General features: G+C 54.5%; 15 protein-coding genes. 4 read left to right on the top strand and 11 right to left on the bottom strand.

The features are described 5' to 3' along the window. The first annotated feature begins 14 nt into the window (after positions 1 to 14). The gene (locus BM258_RS10585; protein WP_090071901.1) at positions 15 to 1,400 is read left to right on the top strand and encodes a PleD family two-component system response regulator; all 1,386 of its coding nucleotides are present in this window, start codon (positions 15 to 17) and stop codon (positions 1,398 to 1,400) included. Positions 1,401 to 2,272: 872 nt separating this feature from the next. On the opposite strand, the gene rpmG is transcribed toward BM258_RS10585, so the two are convergent. The 4 genes from rpmG to topA all read right to left on the bottom strand — a co-directional run bounded on the left by rpmG (position 2,273) and on the right by topA (position 8,648). Next, a complete protein-coding gene (gene rpmG, locus BM258_RS10580) occupies positions 2,273 to 2,440 on the bottom strand; it encodes a 50S ribosomal protein L33 (RefSeq protein ID WP_090071899.1) in 168 nt (55 codons plus the stop codon). Positions 2,441 to 2,719: 279 nt separating this feature from the next. After that, positions 2,720 to 3,484: an NUDIX hydrolase gene (locus BM258_RS10575; protein WP_210186723.1), complete on the bottom strand. Its 765-nt coding sequence runs from the start codon at positions 3,482 to 3,484 to the stop codon at positions 2,720 to 2,722. Between the two features lie 34 nt (positions 3,485 to 3,518). Next, positions 3,519 to 5,834, bottom strand: a complete 2,316-nt coding sequence (gene rnr, locus BM258_RS10570) for a ribonuclease R (protein ID WP_090071897.1) — start codon at positions 5,832 to 5,834, stop codon at positions 3,519 to 3,521. A 141-nt stretch (positions 5,835 to 5,975) separates the two neighbouring features. Then, the gene (gene topA, locus BM258_RS10565) at positions 5,976 to 8,648 is read right to left on the bottom strand and encodes a type I DNA topoisomerase (RefSeq protein WP_090071895.1); all 2,673 of its coding nucleotides are present in this window, start codon (positions 8,646 to 8,648) and stop codon (positions 5,976 to 5,978) included. Between the two features lie 311 nt (positions 8,649 to 8,959). On the opposite strand from topA, the gene BM258_RS24275 reads away from it, so the two are divergent. Further along, positions 8,960 to 9,151 (top strand): hypothetical protein, encoded by a 192-nt coding sequence (locus BM258_RS24275; RefSeq protein WP_139229255.1) that lies wholly within the window; start codon positions 8,960 to 8,962, stop codon positions 9,149 to 9,151. Between the two features lie 61 nt (positions 9,152 to 9,212). Here BM258_RS24275 and dprA read toward each other — a convergent pair whose 3' ends face one another. From dprA to ruvX, 7 genes are all read right to left on the bottom strand, one after another. After that, positions 9,213 to 10,379, bottom strand: coding sequence for a DNA-processing protein DprA (dprA, locus tag BM258_RS10560; RefSeq protein ID WP_090072215.1), 1,167 nt, complete (start codon positions 10,377 to 10,379; stop codon positions 9,213 to 9,215). A 59-nt stretch (positions 10,380 to 10,438) separates the two neighbouring features. Next, entirely contained in the window at positions 10,439 to 11,128 is a 690-nt protein-coding gene (gene plsY / locus BM258_RS10555; protein WP_407062716.1) for a glycerol-3-phosphate 1-O-acyltransferase PlsY, read from the bottom strand. 116 nt (positions 11,129 to 11,244) lie between these two features. After that, positions 11,245 to 12,558, bottom strand: coding sequence for a dihydroorotase (locus BM258_RS10550; RefSeq protein ID WP_407062711.1), 1,314 nt, complete (start codon positions 12,556 to 12,558; stop codon positions 11,245 to 11,247). A gap of 7 nt (positions 12,559 to 12,565) precedes the next feature. Further along, complete coding sequence (locus BM258_RS10545) at positions 12,566 to 13,513, bottom strand: aspartate carbamoyltransferase catalytic subunit (RefSeq protein WP_244544667.1); 948 nt, start codon at positions 13,511 to 13,513, stop codon at positions 12,566 to 12,568. Between the two features lie 131 nt (positions 13,514 to 13,644). Next, positions 13,645 to 14,586, bottom strand: coding sequence for an AEC family transporter (locus BM258_RS10540; RefSeq protein WP_090071890.1), 942 nt, complete (start codon positions 14,584 to 14,586; stop codon positions 13,645 to 13,647). Between the two features lie 222 nt (positions 14,587 to 14,808). Further along, positions 14,809 to 16,068 (bottom strand): SAM-dependent methyltransferase, encoded by a 1,260-nt coding sequence (locus tag BM258_RS10535; RefSeq protein WP_090071888.1) that lies wholly within the window; start codon positions 16,066 to 16,068, stop codon positions 14,809 to 14,811. Positions 16,069 to 16,404: 336 nt separating this feature from the next. Next, positions 16,405 to 16,917 carry a Holliday junction resolvase RuvX gene (gene ruvX, locus BM258_RS10530; RefSeq protein WP_090071886.1) on the bottom strand — a complete coding sequence of 171 codons (513 nt, stop codon included), beginning with the start codon at positions 16,915 to 16,917 and terminating at the stop codon, positions 16,405 to 16,407. Positions 16,918 to 17,334: 417 nt separating this feature from the next. Here ruvX and BM258_RS10525 point away from each other — a divergent pair, with 417 nt between their 5' ends. Continuing rightward, positions 17,335 to 19,533 (top strand): putative bifunctional diguanylate cyclase/phosphodiesterase, encoded by a 2,199-nt coding sequence (locus BM258_RS10525; protein WP_090071884.1) that lies wholly within the window; start codon positions 17,335 to 17,337, stop codon positions 19,531 to 19,533. Positions 19,534 to 19,827: 294 nt separating this feature from the next. Further along, positions 19,828 to 20,115 carry an Asp-tRNA(Asn)/Glu-tRNA(Gln) amidotransferase subunit GatC gene (gene gatC, locus BM258_RS10520; protein ID WP_090071882.1) on the top strand — a complete coding sequence of 96 codons (288 nt, stop codon included), beginning with the start codon at positions 19,828 to 19,830 and terminating at the stop codon, positions 20,113 to 20,115. Positions 20,116 to 20,140: the final 25 nt, after the last annotated feature.

The raw sequence follows: 20,140 nt of genomic DNA, 5'->3' as shown, positions 1-20,140 counted from the left end.
GGAGTTGTAAGCAAATGTCTGCCCGCGTTCTAGTCGTTGATGATAATCCCGCCAACGTCAAGCTGCTTGATGCACGCCTTTCAAAGGAATATTTCGATGTTCTTTGCGCCTATAGTGGCGCCGAGGCATTGGAAATTCTGTCCGGCAATATGGTCGATATCGTTCTGCTGGATGTGATGATGCCGGCCATGGACGGGTTCGAGGTTTGCCGCAGGATCAAAGCCAATCCCCAGACCGTGCATATTCCTGTGATCATGGTGACGGCGCTAGATCAGGCGAGCGACCGCGTGGCTGGATTGAGCGTGGGAGCGGATGATTTCCTCACCAAGCCGGTCAACGAGGTGGCTCTCATTGCCCGGGTCAAGAATCTGGTGCGCGTCAAAACGATGACGGACGAGCTGCGCTCGCGTGCCAATACCACCGAACAGATGGGCTTTGACAGCAGCGATATCATGAAGCGTTTGATGCATCATGAGGGAGGTCAGATCCTTCTTGTCGATGATTCACGGGCCAGTTCGGAACGTATTCGCAAGCAGGTGCTGGGGCAGTTCGATCTGTTTCTGGAGAATGACTATACTTCCGCTCTGAAGCGCTGTACGGATCAGGAATTCGACTGTGTGATGATCAATCTGGATATGCACACATTCGATCCTCTGCGCCTGTGTGCGCAATTGCGTTCTGTTGAGGCCTGTCGGCTGACGCCAATATTGCTGTTGGCTCAAGAGGGCGATGAGGCGCGGATCATGCGCGCCTTTGAACTTGGCGTGAACGACTATATTTGTCATCCCGTTGAGCGGAACGAGCTTTTGGCTCGTCTCCGTACGCAAGTGTTACGCAAGCGCTATACCGATGCGCTTCAGGATACCATCCAGCATACGATGGAAATGGCCATTATGGATGGTCTGACCAAACTCTATAATCGCCGCTACATGACAAGTCATATGAAATCTCTCCTCGTTTCTGCACGCGAGAAGGAGCGGCCCTTGTCTGTTCTGCTGATGGATATTGACTTCTTCAAATCGGTAAATGATACCCATGGGCATGATGCTGGCGATGAAGTGCTGGAGGAATTCTCCCGCCGTATGCGCAAAAATACCCGTGGTATCGATTTGGTCTGCCGCTATGGAGGCGAAGAGTTTGTCGTGATCATGCCGGACACCGATCATTCTCTGGCCATGGTGGTTGCCGAACGCATTCGCAAGAAAGTGTCGGAGAAGCCCTTTATCATTCATAAGGGGCGGCAGATGATTGATGTGACTGTGTCCATCGGTCTTGCTTCGAGCTGCCGTGGTGAAGACGCTCAGGATGATCTGATGAAGAGGGCCGACGAAGCGCTTTATCAGGCCAAGCACGAAGGGCGCAATCGTGTCGTTGTCGCTCAAGTCAAAGAAGTTTCGTAAATATACTTATTATAATTGGCTTTTTGATTATTACTCTATTGCTTCTTTGGGGCGGGGCTAGAAACGCCAAGAAGCCATCCGTTTTTGATAGGGATACGCTGGAAGCTATACGCAATAATTGTGCGTCCTCTCCCCTCTAGCTTATTGGTATTGCTTAGGTATCTCCCACAAGTGTTTTTCCTTGCGGAGTTTCCACCATTGACAAGAGACAGCAAAGGGATGGCGCATTTTTGAGGTGCGAATCTGTTGCAAGTGGTTCGATCAAGGAGCCAAGAAACAAAGATCGAAGCCTTTGAGATGGTGTTAAAGAGCAATCTGACAGGTAATTGAGCCAAGAGTCCTTGGGGATTTACCTTAATTCTTTATCAAACAACAGGATTTTATCGAATTTGGTAAACAATTCGTTGAAATTGTCACTTTTTTTGTTAGGCTTGGATCAGATGTAAAACGGAGTGGGGGACGCCGTTTGTTAGCTTGGCAGTTTGACTGCAGGCTGTGCTATGTCCACACATTTCCGTTTTATACGTATTTTCCCCTACGGACATCCAGGTCCGCCGCATCTCCTGGGACCGTGGGGCTTTGGTCGGTTCAGTAGCAGCAAGAGTGGCCTCCTCAAGTGGTCTGCAACTGGACCGGCCATCCTTTATTCTCCCTTTATTCTCAACATTTGCCCCTGATTCAGGATTGGGCGCACGTATTTTTGCGGTGCCACTTTCATGCATCGGCACTGTTTTACTTATTATGTGCAGCGGATGAGCGTGCAGAAATAAATTGAGGGATGTTGAACGCCCCAACCTTGCCAGGTAAGCAACAAAAAACCCGCATGCCAGAGGCAAGCGGGTTTTTTAAACTGTCACCAGTAGAAAGATGCCTTACTTGATTTTGGCTTCTTTAAACTCGACATGTTTCTTAGCCACCGGATCGTATTTCCGCTTGACCATTTTTTCGGTCATGGTGCGGGAATTTTTCTTGGTGACGTAAAAGTAACCCGTGTCAGCGGTGCTGACCAGACGGATTTTAATTGTTGTTGCCTTAGCCATAAGTCTTTTCCGTCATTTGGGCCCGCGACAAACTGCCATTCAAACCGTATGCCACCGGGGCATTCTGTTCTCTTGGCTGCCGGGCCGAAGATGCGCTGAGCGGAAAAGCGACCGTCTCAGCAAAAACCTGTTTCGAAGCGCCAAACTACGCAAAGTTGGCTTATTGTCAAGAGCGCGTATCGAATTATCGACGCCAAACTACCGAAATCCGGCTCACTTGTCGACAGGAAAGAGAGGGAAATGGCAGTAATCTGCGATTTCTCGGGTTTGGGCTGTGGTTCAAATTTCTGCGCGGAACATGGATTTTCCCCGCATGAAAAAGAAGGGCGTAGGGCTCTGTGGCGCCAACTCCGGATCAGTCTTTAGCCTTTCTTCCAGCTCATGGAGAATCTCTTTGGTGATGCGTGGCAAATCCAGATCGTGAGCATCGGCAATGGTAAGCCAGTGCAGGTCTTCCAGCTCACCCGAAGGGCCGGTACCTTCGCTGAGGCGATCAGCTATGTGACGGGCATCTATGGCGAAGAAACGCGTATCGAACCGGCGGCTTCTACCCGGTGGCGTTATAGCCCGGCCAATGAAACGCAAGGGAGAGAGCGTGGGGAGCAGCGAGCGATGTTTGAAAGCACTCCAGTCTTCTCCCTTCAGCCCTGATGGATCTGCTTGCGCTGCGATGAACAGTCCCGCTTCTTCATAGGTTTCTCGAATGGCGCAGATCGCCAGTCCTCGCATCCGCCTGTCGCTGGAGCCGTTTCTGGCCCCACAGCGCAGCTTCTCCATCACGCCTGTAGGAAGATCGTCGGCACAGGGTACATACCGGTCTGCGGCATCGAGACGCCCTCCGGGGAAGACGAACTTGCCGGGCATGAAGCGATGACGCATGTGGCGGCGCCCCATCAGGATTTTCGGGGTGCCGTGGTCATGGTCAAGAATGATGAGTGTGGCCGCATCCTTGGGGCGCACATTGGGCAAGGAGCCATCATAGAGCCGTTGCGCGTTGGCAGTGAGGTCCGGGTGGACTTCGATATTGTTGATATGTCTCATCATGATCTCACCGTGTACTCTGGCTTTTTGGCTCTTCTTAGCGTTTGCGTCCCTTCTTGACCCTCGGCTTGACGGTTCTTGGGCGAGTGGTACCCGGCTTCTTGCGGCCTTTCGAGCCGAAGGAGCCTTTGCCACGCCCTTTGTTTCGGGTCAAATGGCCCGGAGCCTTGCCCTTGGGATGTCTGCGGCCTTCAGTGAGCATTTCAAAGCGCAGAGCGCCTGCCAATGGGGCCGCTTCGACGAGCTTCACATCGACAATATCGCCGAGGCGGAAAGTCTCTCCCGTTGCCTCACCGATGAGCTGATGATTGGGCTCATCATAATGATAATAATCATAGCCCAAGGTGGAGGCCGGAATAAAGCCATCGGCGCCGGTATCGGAGAGCTGAACAAATAGGCCAACACGGGTGACGCCGGAAATCTTGCCAGTAAAGCGCGCACCGACCTTGTCGGACAGGAATGCGGCAATCAGCCGATCCTTTGTGTCTCGCTCAGCTGCCATGGCGCGGCGTTCGGTGGTTGAAATATGCCCCGCGATATCGGCGAGCTTGCCGTCAAAGCCTGCGGGCAGGCCGTCGTCGCCTAGTTTCAAGGCGGCGATCAGGGCGCGATGCACGACAAGGTCGGCATAGCGACGGATCGGTGAGGTGAAATGGGCGTATTTCAGGAGATTGAGCCCGAAATGGCCGATATTCTCCGGATTATATTCTGCTTGCGCCTGCGAGCGCAGAACGACCTGGCTGACCAGAGGGGCTTGCTCGGTTTCCGCTGTGCGTCTGAGGATCGCGTTGAACATGGAAGGGCGCAGATTGCCGCCCTTGGGGAAGCTGAGATCCATCGATTGGAGGAATTCTCTCAGGCCTTCCAGCTTTTCCGGTGAAGGATTGTCATGGATACGGTAGATCAGACCCTGCTTGTGCTTTTCCAGCGTTTCCGCTGCAGCCACGTTGGCCTGAATCATGAATTCTTCCACCAGCTTGTGCGCATCCAGGCGGGGCGGAATGACAACCCGGTCAATTGTGCCGTCAGGCTTGAGCATCAATTTACGCTCGGGAATATCCAGTTCCAGTGGCTCTCGGGCGTCGCGGCCCGTTTTCAATACCTCATATCCGGCCCAGAGGGGCTTCAGGATCGATTCAAGGATCGGACCCGTTACTTCATCCGTAGTGTCATCAATCGCGCTCTGTGCCTGATTGTAGGAGATGCCTGCGGCGACACGGATCATGACGCGGTGGAAGCTGTGGCGCTTTTTCTTGCCTGTTTTGTCAAACACCATGCGCACGGCCATAGAGGGGCGGTCTTCGCCTTCTCTCAGCGAACACAGGTCGTTTGATATCCGCTCGGGCAGCATGGGCACGACACGATCCGGGAAATAAACTGAGTTGCCGCGTTTGATGGCCTCGCGATCAATATTGCCCCCCATGCGCACATGATAGGCAACATCCGCGATGGCCACATAGGCGATCACGCCGCCTTCGTTGGCCGGATCGTCGTCAGGTTCGGCATAGATGGCGTCGTCATGGTCCTTGGCGTCTGCCGGGTCGATGGTGATGAGCGGCACGTCGCGCCAGTCTTCCCGCCCCTTGAGGTCAGGTTGGGTGGCGCGTTCGGCTTCTGTCAGCACAGCATCGGGGAAGATATAGGGAATGCCCAAGGCGTGGATGGCGATCATGCTGACGGCCTGCTCGGAGGCCATGGGGCCGATCACTTCGCGCACATGGGCGCGCGGCGTCTTGGATCGGCCGGAGCGGGTGATGGACACAGCCACCAGATCGCCTTCAGAAGCGTCGCCCTTGGAAGCATCATCGATGGAGAGTTCTTGCGTTTTCTTGTCGATGGGTACAAGTCGCCCGCCACCGTTGATCGGGTCGCGTCGGTAGATGCCGAGGATGGAATCCTCGCGTTTGGGCAAAATCTTGATAACGCGTACAGCCTGACGGATGCCGGGGAGCTCGAATTGTTCGAGGTCTCTCTCGATCAGCTTGGCCAAAACACGATCGCCGATGCCGGGCACGGCCTTGGACTTCTTGTCCGGTTCGATCAAGAGGCGAGGTGGGGTCGCGTTTTCGTCGCTGCCTTCCCATTTGACGGGAACACCGATCAGGTCGCCCTGAGGGTCACGCTCGCTGACACGATAGACGCCAACCGCCGGCAACTCTCCGGATTTGACAAGGCGCTTGCGGCTCTTCTCGATATGACCGTCTTCGGTCAATTCCTTCAGGATGCGTTTGAGCCCGATGCGGGCACCGCCGGATATGCCGAAGGCGCGCGCGATTTCGCGCTTGCCTGCTTTTCCAGGATTTTCAGCGATGAAGGCGAGGATTTCGTCTTTCGAGGGAAGGCCGTCCTCCATTGTGGGTCTGCGTTTGCGTATCACTTAGGCGGTCCTTCTCATCATGGGCGATATGGTCGTGCGTTCGCGATGCGCGATGGAACGTGCATGCGAATGTCTACGAGCAGTATAGGCACGGTTTGGCCGAATGGTCAGCTGTCCTTATTCTTCATCGACAGCTTCTGCCTTGTCTTCGGCTTCTGTTTTCTTTTTCGCGGTCGACTTTTTGGCTGTCGTCTTTTTGGTAGCAGCCTTTTTCGTCGTTGTTTTCTTGGCCGTCGTTTTCTTGGCGGTGGTCTTTTTCGCTGCCGTTTTCTTGGCAGGGCTCTTTCCTGCCTTGGCGGCAATCAGCTCGAGCGCCTGCTCAAGGGTCACATCTTCAGGCTTCATGTCTTTTGGCAGGGTCGCATTGATTTTGCCATGGTTGACGTAAGGGCCGTAGCGACCGGATTTGACGGTGATGGCGCCACCTGCATCTGGATGTTCGCCCAGTTCCTTAAGTGACTGTGCCGTGCGGCGACGGCCGCCATTGGCGCGCTTCTCAGCCAGCAGGCTTACCGCATGGTTGAGGCCGACAGAGAAGATGTCTTCCACGCTTGGCAGGTTGGCGTAGGTGCCATCATGCAGCACGAACGGACCATAACGGCCAAGGCCCGCGGTGATCATCTTGCCATCTTCAGGATGCTCGCCCACCTCACGTGGCAGAGAGAGAAGTTTGAGGGCCTTTTCCAGATCGATTGTCTCGATATCCCAGCCCTTCGGAATGGAAGAGCGCGGCGGCTTTTTCTCTTCGCCCAACTGGACATAGGGGCCAAAGCGGCCGGAGCGCAGCGTTACATCCTGTCCCGTTTCCGGGTCGGAGCCGAGCATCTTGGTGCCATTTTCGCCCACTTGCTGGGCGTCGCCATCTCCATCGGCTGACAGCTGGCGGGTATAGCCACATTCAGGATAGTTGGAGCAGCCGACAAAGGCGCCATAGCGGCTGGTCTTCAGGCTGAGGCGGCCATCGTCGCAGGATGGGCAGGCGCGAGGGTCCTTGCCATCTTCGCGCGGCGGGAAGGCATAGGAGGCCAGCACTTCGTTGAGTGTGTCCAGAACCTGACTGACGCGCAGCTCCTTGGTGCCATCGACATGGGAGGAGAATTCCTTCCAGAAGTCGCGCAGTACATCCTTCCATTCCAACTCGCCAGCGGAGATCCGGTCGAGCTTTTCTTCCAGATCGGCCGTGAAGTCATACTGCACGTAGCGCTCGAAGAAGTTCGAAAGGAAGCCGGTGACCAGGCGGCCCTTGGATTCAGGGATCAGGCGCTTCTTGTCGAGCACCACATAGCCACGATCGCGCAGAACGGAAAGGGTCGCGGTGTAGGTAGACGGACGACCGATGCCCAATTCTTCCATGCGCTTGATGAGGGTGGCCTCGGTGTAGCGCGGGGGAGGCTCTGTGTGATGCTGGCTGGCATTGACCGCTTTTTGCTTGACGGCTTCCCCTTCGCTCATCGGCGGCAGGCGGTTGCCATCATCATCGTCGTCGTCATCTTTGGATTCGGTATAGAGGGTCAGGAAACCATCAAAGCGGACCACCTGACCGGTGGCGCGCAGCTCGGCGTTGCGGGAGCCATTGGTTGCGGTGATGTCGACAGTGGTGCGTTCAAGACGGGCGGACTCCATCTGGCTGGCCAGTGTGCGGCGCCAGATCAGCGTGTAAAGCTTGAGCTGTTCTTCATCGAGATACGGCGCCATTTCTTTTGGATGGCGGGTGATGTCGGTCGGGCGGATGGCCTCGTGGGCCTCCTGCGCGTTCTTGGCTTTCACCGTATAGTGGCGTGGCTTTTCGGGCAGATAGCTCTTGCCATATTCCCGCTCGATCATGCCACGGATCGGCGTGATTGCTTCTGGCGCGATTTCGACACCGTCAGTACGCATATAGGTAATGAGGCCGGTCGTTTCCCCGCCAAGTGAAACGCCTTCATAAAGGCGCTGAGCAATCTGCATGGTGCGGGCAGCGGCAAACCCAAGTTTGCGCGAGGCTTCCTGCTGCAGGGTCGATGTCGTGAAAGGCGCGAACGGATTGCGGCGCACCGGTTTGGCCTCAACCGAGCGAACCTTGAGGCTGGCCTGCTCGACCAACTGCTTGATATCAGCGGCTTCAGCTTCGGTCTTGATATCGAGGCGGGTTTTCTTCTCGCCATCAACTGCCGTGATGCGCGCCTGGAAATCGGCACCGGCACCGGTTTGCAGATCAGCCAGGATCGACCAGTATTCCTGCGGGATGAAGGCTTCGATTTCTTCTTCGCGCTGGCAGACAAGGCGCAGGGCAACGGATTGTACGCGGCCCGCAGAACGGGCACCAGGCAATTTGCGCCAAAGCACCGGAGACAGGGTGAAGCCTACCAGATAGTCAAGCGCCCGGCGCGCCAGATAGGCGTCAACCAGAGGCGTATCGATATCACGCGGATGATCCATGGCATAGAGAATGGATTCTTTTGTAATGGCGTTAAAAACAACACGCTGGACCGGCTGATCCTTCAACACGCCGCGACGCTTTTTCAACACCTCCAACACATGCCACGAGATCGCTTCACCCTCTCTATCAGGGTCAGTTGCGAGAATGAGGCGGTCGGAATTCTTCACTGCTTCGGCAATTTCGGAGAGGCGTTTCTTCGATTTCGCATCCGCTTCCCACGTCATGGAAAAATCGTCGTCCGGCAGCACGGAGCCGTCTTTGGAGGGGAGGTCGCGAACATGCCCGTAAGAAGCCAAGACCTTGTAGTTCTTGCCTAAATACTTATTGATCGTTTTGGCTTTGGCTGGCGATTCTACGATTACGACGTCCATTTGAAATCCGTACTGTCCATTAGCGTTTTGGTCCATCAAGCGACTGGCAAGATGGAGCCGGTAGCTAGCATTTGGTTCTGATTCTTCTATTGTCAATGCTAGTCACATGACTGCTTCGACCTTTCCCGTCAAGTGCGGCGGCTGTCTAAAGCGGATATAATTTCTCTTGCTCACATGCAAGCATATTGTGAAAATACAACCATTGGTATATGGTGTGGTTGTATACAATCAAATATGTTGGTTGTATGATCGGCAAAACGAGTAATCTTTTTGCCGCAATATAATTGCAAATAACCAATGTGGAGAGCCAAGTGAGAGAAGACGCTCAATTGCTGGAAAGTGGATCGCCTGTCAAGACAGCTGACTATATATATGCGCATCTGCAAGACCTGACCCGGCTCGCCCGGCGTGACGAGTTGGCGATGCTGGTCTATCTGCTTGAGATGGCACAGATAGAAGCCATGGAAGTATCCAAACAGATCCGGCCCGCCAAGTCACTTTGATGTTATCCCGCTTCCTTTTCCCAAAAATGCGCTTCAACGGTTCCATCCTGACGACTGCGCATCAGGCCTTTATCGAGACTGTCTGGTTGCCGTGGCGCTCAAGCCGCCCTGCGAGATCCAGCTCCAGCAACAATAATTGAACCTGACCCAGCGTCAGGTCGGATTGGCGGATCAGATCATCAATAGCTATCGGCGCGAGACTCAAGCTGCGGATGAACCGGATCTTGTCGGATTCATCAGGCTCTGCGTTCCTTCCTTCCGGGGCTCCTTCACTCTCCTTTTCCATCAATGGCAGGCTTTGCTGTGCGGGCGTGTAATTTTGCTGCGTTGCGAGGGCGTCCAGAATGTCCTGCGCTTCGCAAACCAGCGTCGCCCCCTGTTGGATCAGGTGGTTGGTGCCGCTGGCGCGTGGGTCTAGCGGAGAGCCAGGAATGGCGAAAACTTCGCGGCCCTGTTCCAGTGCGTAGCGGGCGGTGATGAGTGAACCGGATCGTTTGGCTGCTTCCACCACCAGTGTCCCCATGGCGATGCCCGAGATGATGCGATTTCGGCGCGGGAAATCCTGAGATCGGGCCGGTGCATTCCAAGGCGTTTCCGAGATCAACATGCCCTGTTGCGCAATGCTTTTGGCCAGGTCGACATTCTGTCTCGGATAAAGCTGATTGAGCCCTCCGGCGACGACGGCAATGGTGCCAAGCGCCAGAGAGGCTTTATGAGCGTGTGTATCAACGCCACGCGCCAACCCGGAAACGACCACGACGCCTTTCTGGCCCAAGTCGCGGGCGATCATTTCTGTAAGCTTTGCCCCGCTGGCCGAACAATTGCGCGAGCCGACGATCGCGACTGCCGTTTTGCTCGCCAGCTCTGGTCCGCCCATGACTGTCAGCAAAGGGGGAGGCGCAGGAATATGGTTGAGGGCTTGCGGATAATCCGGCTCTCCGGTTGCCACAAGGCGGGCACCTGCGCGATGAAGGGCCGTCCATTCAGCCTCTACCTCAGCTTCGGATGCCATGTGAAAGGCGCGTCGGGCTCCGCCCTTGCGAGAGAGAGCAGGCAGTGCATCGAGGGCTTTCTCGGCGCTGCCGAAATGATTGATCAGATCGCGGAATGTTGCCGGGCCAACATTTTCGCAGCGAATGAGACGCAACCAGTGGAACCGCTGCCTCTCTGTAAGGCGAAAAGGATGATGGCTGATATAGCCGTCGCTGCCGGGTTCTGAGAGAGCCATTTCATTTGTGTGTGCCATCACCGGGGTATCTTCTATATTTGGGGATGGCACATCACTTGTCATTTGTCTGAACCTTCTGATGAGGCTTCATCGCTGGTGCTTTCTGAGGGCACTTCCTTTTTGCCGCCGATCTTGCCTTCTGTGCCATCCAGCAGGCGCTTGATATTCTCTTTGTGCTTGATCCAGAGCACGACCGTGAGAATGGCGAACAGTTCAGCCAAACCAATCCGTCCGAAGCCGAAAAGCACAAAGGGCATCAAAGCACTGGCAATGAGTGCGGACAGAGAGGAATAACGGCTGAAATAGGCAGACGATAGCCAGATGAACCCAAATGTTAGGAAAGCCGGAGGCGAAAGAGCCAAAAGCACGCCCAGATAGGTGGCAACGCCCTTGCCGCCACGAAATTTGAGCCAGAAAGGAAAGATATGGCCCAGAAAAGCTCCGGCACCTGCCAGACAGGAAATCAGGAGTACATGGTCCGGCGAAAAGACAATGGCGCATTCCCGCGCAATGATAACGGATAGAGTGCCCTTGAGCAGATCACCAAGCAGGGTCAGGGCTGCCAGCTTCTTGTTGCCGGTGCGTAAGACATTGGTTGCGCCAATATTGCCCGAGCCGATTTTGCGTACGTCTCCCATGCCGGCCATCTTGGTGAGCAATAGGCCGAAGGGGGTCGAACCAAGGATATAGCCGAAGAGAACGGCGATAATGAGTTGGGGCAGGGTGTGGCTCCAGCTGATAGGGTCGATCATGGGCTGTGATCCCTTGTCTTCATGCAGGGGCCATCAAGGGCAGGCGCCTGACTATGGGGGCGGGTAGCCAGACATGTTGCCTGACCACCCGACCGATTCTCTTGCGAGACTGTTCAGCTAGGATCGTAATGGTGAACCAGCTGTCCTTCAACGTAAGTTTGCAGAACTTTGCCCGAAAGCTGCGCCTTGTGGAAGGCGGTGTTCTTGGAACGCGACTGCAACATGTCCCGATGCATGACCCATGGTTGCTCGGGATCGAAGATGATGATGTCTGCCGGAGACCCCGGTTTCAGGCTGCCAGCGGAAAGGCCGAGCAGTTTTGCCGGTGTCGTGGAAAGGGCCTTGAAGGCCTGCATCATGGAGAGCTGGCCGCTATGGACCATGCGCATGGCGGCTGGCAACATGGTTTCCAGTCCGACAGCTCCATCCGCACATTCGGCAAATGGATGGCGTTTGGTGTCCACGTCCTGCGGATCATGGGCAGAGACGATGACATCGATGGTGCCATCGGCAACCCCCTCAATCATGGCGAGGCGTTCTTCTTCGCTTCTGAGCGGTGGCGACATCTTGTAGAAGGTGCGGTACAGGCCGATGTCATTCTCATTCAGCGTGAGATGGTTGATCGAGACACCGCAGGTGACATCATAGCCCTTGTCTTTGGCCCGACGGATGATGTCGAGGCTTTCAGCGCAGGAAATCTGGCTGGCGTGGTAACGGCAGCCCGTGAGCTGGGCTAGGCGCACGTCGCGGGCGACCATGATGGTTTCCGCTTCTGCCGGAATGCCAGCAAGACCAAGACGGGTTGATGTTTCGCCAAGATTCATGACGCCATTGCCGACCAGATCCGGATCTTCGGGATGATGCACGATGAGGGCATCGAAGTCGCGCGCATAGGTCATCACGCGGCGCATGATCTGGGCGTTGGTGACGGCCTTGCGGCCATTGGAAAGAGCCACGGCGCCAGCTTCGAGCATGAGGCCGATTTCGGTCATTTCCTTGCCGCCCAGACCGCGCGTCATGGCAGCATAGGGGTGGACATGAACCTTGGCTGTGTCGCGCGCGCGCCGCTTGATGAAATCGACAAGGGCGATGTCATCGATCACAGGGTCCGTGTCCGGCATGCAGGCGATGGAGGTGACCCCACCAGCGGCTGCGGCACGGCTGGCGCTCTTGAGGGTTTCGCGATGTTCTGCGCCCGGTTCCCCTGTGGTGACATGCATGTCCACGAGGCCGGGGGCTGCAATCTTGCCTGCGCCATCTACACGCAGAATGTCGGATGGCAGCTGGCTGGCGACATTGGCGCCGATGGCTTTAACTTTACCATCCTCGATCAGGATTGCGCCCGACTCATCGAGCCCCGTTGAAGGGTCGAGCAATTTAACATTGGTGAGGGCGAAGGCTGCTTGTTGTCTTTCTGGCATGATCATCTCCCTCTTAGTCCAATTCCGCAGGCTGAATGTCGAGACTGTTCTTGGCCAGCAATTCAATGATCGCCATGCGCACAGCCACGCCCATTTCCACCTGCTCGTGAATGACCGAGCGACCGGAATCGGCAACCGAGCTGTCGATCTCGATGCCCCGGTTCATTGGCCCCGGATGCATGACAATGGCATCTTCGCGGGCATAGCCGAGTTTTTCTTCATCAAGGCCGTAGAAGTGGAAATATTCGCGTATGGACGGAACGAAGGCCCCGTTCATGCGCTCAAGCTGCAGCCGCAGCATCATTACCACATCGGCGCCATCAAGCCCTTTGCGCATGTCGCGGAAGCATTTGACGCCCATTGCCTCTACGCTATCAGGCAGCAGCGTGGAGGGCGCCACGAGGCGCACTTCGGCGCCCATGGCCGTCAGCAACAGGATGTTGGAGCGAGCGACGCGGGAATGCATGATATCGCCGCAAATGGCGACAACCAGTCCTTCCAGCGTGCCCTTGTGCCGCCGGATGGTCAGTGCATCAAGCAGGGCCTGCGTGGGGTGTTCATGCGCGCCATCGCCTGCGTTGATCACCGAACAGCCAACCTTGCGGGCGAGCAGCTGCGGCGCGCCAGCGGCATTGTGGCGAACAACCAGAATATCCGGATGCATGGCGTTGAGGGTGGTGGCCGTGTCAAGCAGGGTTTCACCTTTCGACACGGATGAGTTCTTCACGGACATATTCATCACGTCCGCGCCAAGGCGCTTGCCTGCAAGCTCGAAGGAGCTTTGCGTGCGGGTGGAGGCCTCGAAAAACAGGTTGATCTGGGTTCGACCCTTAAGGGCTACCTTTTTCTTTTCAACCTGACGGGAAACATCTACGGCTTCTTCTGCAAGGTCGAGAAGAGCTGTGATTTCTGGGGGGGTCAGCCCGGCAATGCCGAGCAGATGGTGGTGCGCAAATGCCACGATCATTATCCTAGCGTTTTTGGGTTTTCGCTAGAAGTAAAGCTATAGGTGGAAAAGAGAGTCTCCGCAAGTGGGTGTTCGCACTCTGTATATATCTTGATGACTTTTCAGTCATCTTTTCCAATGCTGCCTTAGCTGAGGTTCAATGAACGCACCAGAGCCAGCCAAAGGGGAATGGCCAGCGCAGACAGGGGTGTTTGCCAGGTTACAATGGCAGCGATGAGGGGCGCATTGCCGCCCATCTTCTTGGCGAGCACATAACTGTTCATGGCGGTGGGAACGGCTGTGCTGATAATGACGACTTCCAACGGCTGGCCCGTAAGGCCAAACAGCATGGCAAAGCCAATCGCCATGGCAGGCATGCCGACAAGGCGCAAGATGCAGGCAAACCAGACATCCCGTACGGGCGGTAACGCATGTTTGAGCTTGATGCCCGCCCCAACCATCAGCAGCGCGCAGGCGAGACCAGCACGTCCGGTGATCTCGACGGTCGAGGCAATCGGATCCCAGATTGGAATGCCGGAAAGATTGACTGCGAGGCCTAACAAAGATGCGATAATGAAGGGATTCTTGATGATATTGAGCAGAACATTGCCAAAGCTGGGGCGCCCGTTCGCGCCGAATACAGCCATGATGCCGACAATAATGATATTGATGACGGGAATCATCGAGGCCATGGAAACCGCCACCAGCGCCATAGCATCATTGCCAAAGGCTTTTTGCACGATTGCCAATGCCATGAAACCATTCCAGCGCAATACCCCTTGATAGACCGAGGTATAGGAGGGATTGTCGATGGAAAAGAGCGAGCGGAAAACCGGGTAGAGGGCCAGCATTACCGCTGCCATGAGTATAATGGCCGAGACCAGCACAAAGGTCATGTCGCCCAGCGGCACATTCTGCAAATCTGCCTTGAAAAGCGAATTGAAGATGAGGGCCGGGAAGAAAAGCCAATAGGCGATCGTCTCCAGACCACCCCATTGATCTTCGGGCACAAGGCCGCTTCGGCGAATATAGAGCCCGAGGCCAACAAGAAAAAATGTTGGAATGATGGCTTCGACGATCACATACATTGGGGCAGCTTTCCGGCGGGGCTTTTGCTTGCTTTCTGGGAGATTTCAGAAAGGCGGTCTTAAATGCGAGACCTAATTAGTGACCGAAAGCGGAGCCAAGGTAAAGAGAGAGGCAGAGCATTCGGCCTGAATTAGACGGAATTCTCCTCATTTTGACCTCTGTTTATCCGCTTTGCTGTGCGTTGTCGTCTTGAGCTGTGCAAGGGCCCCTCAACTGCAGGGCTAGAGCTTGAGCCGTTCCATCGGTGGCAGGCTTTCCTCTTTCTTTTTCAGCCTCTCCTCGGTTTTGACCATATAGTCGCGTTTGCTTGGCTTTGCGGCTTGCTTTTTGGCCAACTGGATCTGGAAAATGAACATGTTGTCCCATTCAAAGGCCATTTCAGAGCCTGCAAGATAAAAATCCCACATGCGGTAGAATGTCTCGTCATACAGGGCAATGGCTTCCTGTTTGCGGGCATTGAACCGCTTGCGCCATTCCCGGCAGGTATAGGCATAATGCATGTTGAGAATTTCTATGTCCCGTACGAGCAATCCGGCCTTTTCAATTGCTGGCAATACCTCAGACAGGGAGGGGATATAGCCGCCTGGGAAAATATATTTTGCAATGAAGGGATTGGTCACATTATGGCCAGCCTGGGGGCGGCCGATGGAATGGAGCAGCATGACGCCGTCGTCATCAAGCAACTGGGCGCATTTGCGAAAGAAATTGTCATAGCGGCCTGTGCCCACATGCTCGAACATGCCGACCGATATGATGCGGTCAAACGGTTTTGTCTTCAGGTGGCGATAGTCCTTGAGCTCGAAGCGCACGCGATCTGCCAGATTGCGTTCCTCGGCGCGTCGGTTGGAAACAGCCAGTTGCTCGTGCGATAGCGTGATGCCGGTCATGTCGACGCCACTGGTTTCGGCCAGATAGAGCGCAAGACCGCCCCAACCTGAACCGATCTCAAGAACGCGATGATCCTTTTCCAGCTGCATTTTTGCCGCCAGATGCCGTTTCTTGGCCAGTTGGGCCTCATCCAGAGTGCTCTCTTCGCTTTCGAAATAGCCGCAGGAATATTGCCAGTCGTCATCGAGAAACAGATCAAACAGGGCTGGCGTCAAATCGTAATGGTGCGAGACATTCTTACGGTTCAGGTTGATCGGCAGGCGGGTTGCTGCCTGCGCCTTCAAAAGACGCCACAGGTGACGTGCGCGCATCAGGGGTGAAAAAGTGCTGTCAGGGGTGTTTTTCCTCACTAAAGAGAGAAAGTCATATATGTCTCCCTCTTCAACGACAAAGCGCCCTTGCATATACATCTCTCCCAGAGTGAGGGCAGGATCTTTTGCCAGCAGCTTTTCAGCCTCGGTGTCATTGACACGTACCCGCACAGAAGGCGCATCCTTCTGGCCATAGGATATGGTTTGACCCGTTGCCCATGTGACAGATAGCTGTCCTGTTTTGAAAATGCGGGTAAGGAGCGTATGAAGCGGTTTGTTCATGAGGTCTCTCTGTTGCGTTGATAGGAACAACAGAGGCCGCGCGTTCTGGATTGCTGGTTGCTGTCACGCCGGGCGGCAAGAAAGGGGTCTGGTAAGGTCAGGTCGATGCGGGACGGGCATATCCTGAGTGTTTCTCTTGCGTGACAAGAAAAACCAAATGACGAAGAACGCAGCTTGGTCTCTGAGATATGGTCAAAAGAATTGGCGCGACGCCTGAGATGGGCGCACGCCTTGCTGTTATTATGATACTTTTGCCGCGACTTGTGAAGCGAACCGCATGTTTACAGATTCATTAAAATCATGTCACATCTTCATAGCTGAATTTATTGGTTTGTGTCACCGCATGTTTCGGGCACGGTCAAGGGCGCCTTGCAGGATGAAAGAGGCTGCCATTTTGTCAACTACCTCGCCACGTCTGGCGCGAGAGGTGTCTGCATCGAGCAAGGTTCTGGTGACCGCGACAGTGGAAAGACGTTCGTCCCAGAAGGTGACGGGAATAACGGGAAGCTCCCGTTCGCGCCAAAATTCGCGCATAGAGAGATAGAAATCTCGTGTCGCCTGTGCCCGTGGGCCTTCGGAGCCATCCATATTGAGGGGCAGGCCCAGAACGAAGCCGCCAATTTCCTGTTCGGCGCAGACGGCAACCAGGCGCTCTGCATCCTTGCCAAATTTGGTGCGCTGGATGGTTTCCAGTGGCGAGGCAATGGCTTTGCCGGTGTCAGAAATGGCCAGACCGATGGTCTTGGTGCCCAGATCCAACCCCAACAGCCTTTGGTTTGGCATCACTAAAGCAAGCAGCTCGGCAAGGGGGATGTCGATGGGCAGTTTCTTTTTCTTTTTGCGAACCATTTATCGGCCTTATATGTGAGCTGGCTATATTGCAGGATCTTTGTTTTCATTTGATCAGCAAAGTTTACATATCACGCATTCCCACCGATACCAATGCTTCCTGCCTCAAGGCTTGTATTTAACAGGTATATATCGACCGTTGAGCGCGCAAAGCGGTAGAACTCTACTCTTGTCTGTTTCTTTCTGGTTGTATCATCTGTTTTAATATCAGGTGCAACCGGAAGTCGTCGGAAACGGCATTATTCCAAAAAAAATACATACGGGAAAATAATACATTTTTACATAGCTTGTTATTTGAATGTTATTAGGAAAAATTGGGAAAATGAAAGAGTTTGTTTCTCATCTTCTTTAAATCGGTAAGGTATTTTTTACAACTGCCGCGCTAATTTCGCCTCGGGGACAGAGTGGGAGTTCTACATGAGACGGTTGGAAATTGGTGCTGACGAGGCGGTGGCGATTGCTTTAAGCATTGCTGAAGCCTCAAGCGAGCACGAGTTGTTCGTCTCCATGCTAAAAGCGGTTGAAGCCTTCCGGGGGGAAACACGCTTTTGCGCCTATGTTGTCAAACATCAAAAAGCCGGTGTCCGGATTTCTGCCGATTTTGGATTTCCGCACCATGATTTGCCCTGCGAGCAGGTTGAAGACTGGTTGCTGCGCGATGGTCCGAAGCCGGGTATTTGCCATGGTTTAGCTGAGGGATGCCGCTCAGCTGGCGCCAAGCTCATGGCGGGCGATGAGGTGCTCGGTGCTATCTTTATGGTTTTTCCGGACAAGAAGGATGGTGGCCAGGCTGACGAGGTGAATCAGAATCTCGTCGAAGATTTTGCCCGTCTGGGCGCATCCTCTCTGGTTGCCTTGAGAAAACGTCGCCTTTCGACGATGGTTCTCGAAGCGCTTGAGCAGAGTGAAGAGGCCATTGTCTTTTACGGGGAAGACGATGAAGGCGTTATCTTCAGCAACGATGCCTATCATAGAGTTTTTCCACACTATCCAAGCCGGCGAGAGTTGCAGGGCAAGAAGCATATCGACCTTTACAAAATGGATCTGGAAGCGGGCGTGATTAATGATCCGCTGGCCCTGTCCGAACCTGATTGCTATTTGAAAGAGCGCCAGGCGCTCGCCGAAAGGCTGGTTGATACCCAGAGAGAAATCCAGAAGCTCGGCAAGAAGACCTATATTTATACCCGCACCCGGTCGCAGGCCGGTGCCATCATGTCCCGGCGTATAGATATCACTGAACAGGCCGTCGCAGAGGCGCGTTTGCGGCAGAGGGAAAAGCAACTTCAGTCGCTAGTCTATACAGATTCCCTCACGGGGCTTCATAACCGACCCTATTTTCTTGAATATATGGAAGATCTGGCAATCCGGATGAAGGATGGTGATCTGGAGGCCGTTTCTGTCTTCTGGATTGATTTGAACGGCTTCAAGATTGTCAACGACACCTATGGTCACATCTATGGTGACAGCATTCTGCGCAAGATTGGCCGTCGTCTGCAAATGGGGGTGACCGAGGCGTCCGAAATGGTGCGTTATGGCGGTGATGAATTCGTCATGGTGTTTGAGAAAGCCGTTGTGGGGGAACAGCTGGAAGTTCTGGCGAACCGGATCCTGACCATCATAAGTGCTCCGATCAATCACGAAGCAACGTCTATTCAGATTGGGGCCAGTGTGGGGATCGCGCGGACCTCTGGTCAGGATGCGGATCTGGCAGAGCTTCTGGGCAATGCTGATCTGGCGATGTATGAAGCCAAGAAGCAGTCTCTTTGCGCCTATCGGATTTTCGATCCCCAGATGCGCTCAAGCATGATTGAACGCAATGCGTTGATTGATGATATTCGTGAAGCCTTCGACAAGGAACAGTTCGAGCTTTATTTCCAGCCTCAGTTCAACACACAAAAGGGATCGCTGGTAGGCTTTGAGGCGCTCGTGCGTTGGCAGCATCCTGTCAGGGGCAGCGTTCCACCTGACGTGTTCATTCCCATCATGGAAGAGAACAAGATGATCGAGGAGCTGGGGCGTTGGGTTCTCATGGGAGCCTGTAAAGAGGCCAAACACTGGCCAGGAGACCTCTTCGTCGCGGTCAATGTGTCTCCGCTCCAATTGCGGAACCCGCATTTTGCGCTCACGATCGGGCGAGCCTTAGCGCAATCGGCACTGAAGCCTGAACAGCTTGAGCTCGAAATCACCGAATCCGTTCTGCTGGACGAGAATGATGGTGAGCGCTCCCAGATCGAGACATGGAAAAAACTCGGGGTTCAGGTCGCGCTGGATGATGTGGGCAAGGGCTATTCCAGCCTGAGCTATTTGAGCCAGTTTCCGTTTGACAAGATCAAGATTGATCGCAGTTTCCTCAAGGCTTTCGAAGCAGGAAAACCCAAGGACGCCTCAGCGGTCATTCTTCATGCCATTGTTGAACTGGGCAAGACTCTCGGCAAGACCGTGATTGCTGAAGGTGTGGAGACGGCCGACCAGTTGGAATATCTACGCTCTGTTGACTGCGATCAGGCGCAGGGCTTCTATTTGGGGCGGCCGATGCCAGCTAAAGAGGCGCGCAAATTTATTCGCAAGTCGCGGTCGCTTTTGTGGCGACGGGCCAACATGTCATTGGGGTCCTGAGCCTTCCAAACGAGGCGTTCTGGTCTGGATAGGTGTAGCATTTTGTTCTTGCCTCCTGTGTGAACTATGCCTTGCAGGGGCATTCGGTATTAAAGAGGGCAGGCGAAAAGGCTTACAACAGGGGCTGATGTGGGAAAAATGCCCGGCTGAGGCTGTTCCTGCTGTCCTTGCAGTTGCGCGTAAAAGTCCTGAGATGCTATAGCCGACTATGAGTAGGATAAGACTCGTAGGTGGTCCGGTATCGTGCGCTATCGTCAAGCGCTGTCCGGACCTTTATTTGGAAGGCTTGCATTCATGTCAATTGACAAGGATACGGTCAAGCGCGTGGCGCGTCTCGCCCGCCTGTCCGTTACAGAAGAAGAGGCGGAAAGCCTTAAGGGTGAATTGAACTCCATCCTGAACTGGGTTGAATTGCTCAACGAGGTGGATGTCGACGGCGTCAACCCGATGACTTCTGTCGTTACCCAGAAAATGAAGAAGCGGGATGATGTTGTCACGGACGGCAATTATGCTGATCGGGTTGTCAGCAATGCGCCTGCTTCTGAAGACAATTATTTCATGGTTCCAAAGGTCATCGAATAGACCCTTTTTGCTGGCGTCGACCTGC

It is taken from the genome of Cohaesibacter marisflavi (genome assembly GCF_900115225.1).
In the GTDB taxonomy this organism is placed as follows: domain Bacteria; phylum Pseudomonadota; class Alphaproteobacteria; order Rhizobiales; family Cohaesibacteraceae; genus Cohaesibacter; species Cohaesibacter marisflavi.
Note: the sequence above shows the minus strand (reverse complement) of the source record. Positions and strands in the feature narration are given on the sequence as shown.

Bases quoted from the DNA above. Each gene is read 5' to 3' on its own strand.
- BM258_RS10525 (WP_090071884.1), top strand. From the start codon at position 17,335: ATGAGACGGTTGGAAATTGGTGCTGACGAGGCGGTGGCGATTGCTTTA.
- ruvX (WP_090071886.1), bottom strand. From the start codon at position 16,917: ATGGTTCGCAAAAAGAAAAAGAAACTGCCCATCGACATCCCCCTTGCC.
- BM258_RS10575 (WP_210186723.1), bottom strand. From the start codon at position 3,484: ATGATGAGACATATCAACAATATCGAAGTCCACCCGGACCTCACTGCC.
- rnr (WP_090071897.1), bottom strand. From the start codon at position 5,834: ATGGAGGACGGCCTTCCCTCGAAAGACGAAATCCTCGCCTTCATCGCT.
- BM258_RS10540 (WP_090071890.1), bottom strand. From the start codon at position 14,586: ATGTATGTGATCGTCGAAGCCATCATTCCAACATTTTTTCTTGTTGGC.
- rpmG (WP_090071899.1), bottom strand. From the start codon at position 2,440: ATGGCTAAGGCAACAACAATTAAAATCCGTCTGGTCAGCACCGCTGAC.
- gatC (WP_090071882.1), top strand. From the start codon at position 19,828: ATGTCAATTGACAAGGATACGGTCAAGCGCGTGGCGCGTCTCGCCCGC.
- topA (WP_090071895.1), bottom strand. From the start codon at position 8,648: ATGGACGTCGTAATCGTAGAATCGCCAGCCAAAGCCAAAACGATCAAT.
- BM258_RS10535 (WP_090071888.1), bottom strand. From the start codon at position 16,068: ATGAACAAACCGCTTCATACGCTCCTTACCCGCATTTTCAAAACAGGA.
- dprA (WP_090072215.1), bottom strand. From the start codon at position 10,379: ATGGCTCTCTCAGAACCCGGCAGCGACGGCTATATCAGCCATCATCCT.
- BM258_RS10550 (WP_407062711.1), bottom strand. From the start codon at position 12,558: ATGATCATGCCAGAAAGACAACAAGCAGCCTTCGCCCTCACCAATGTT.
- BM258_RS10585 (WP_090071901.1), top strand. From the start codon at position 15: ATGTCTGCCCGCGTTCTAGTCGTTGATGATAATCCCGCCAACGTCAAG.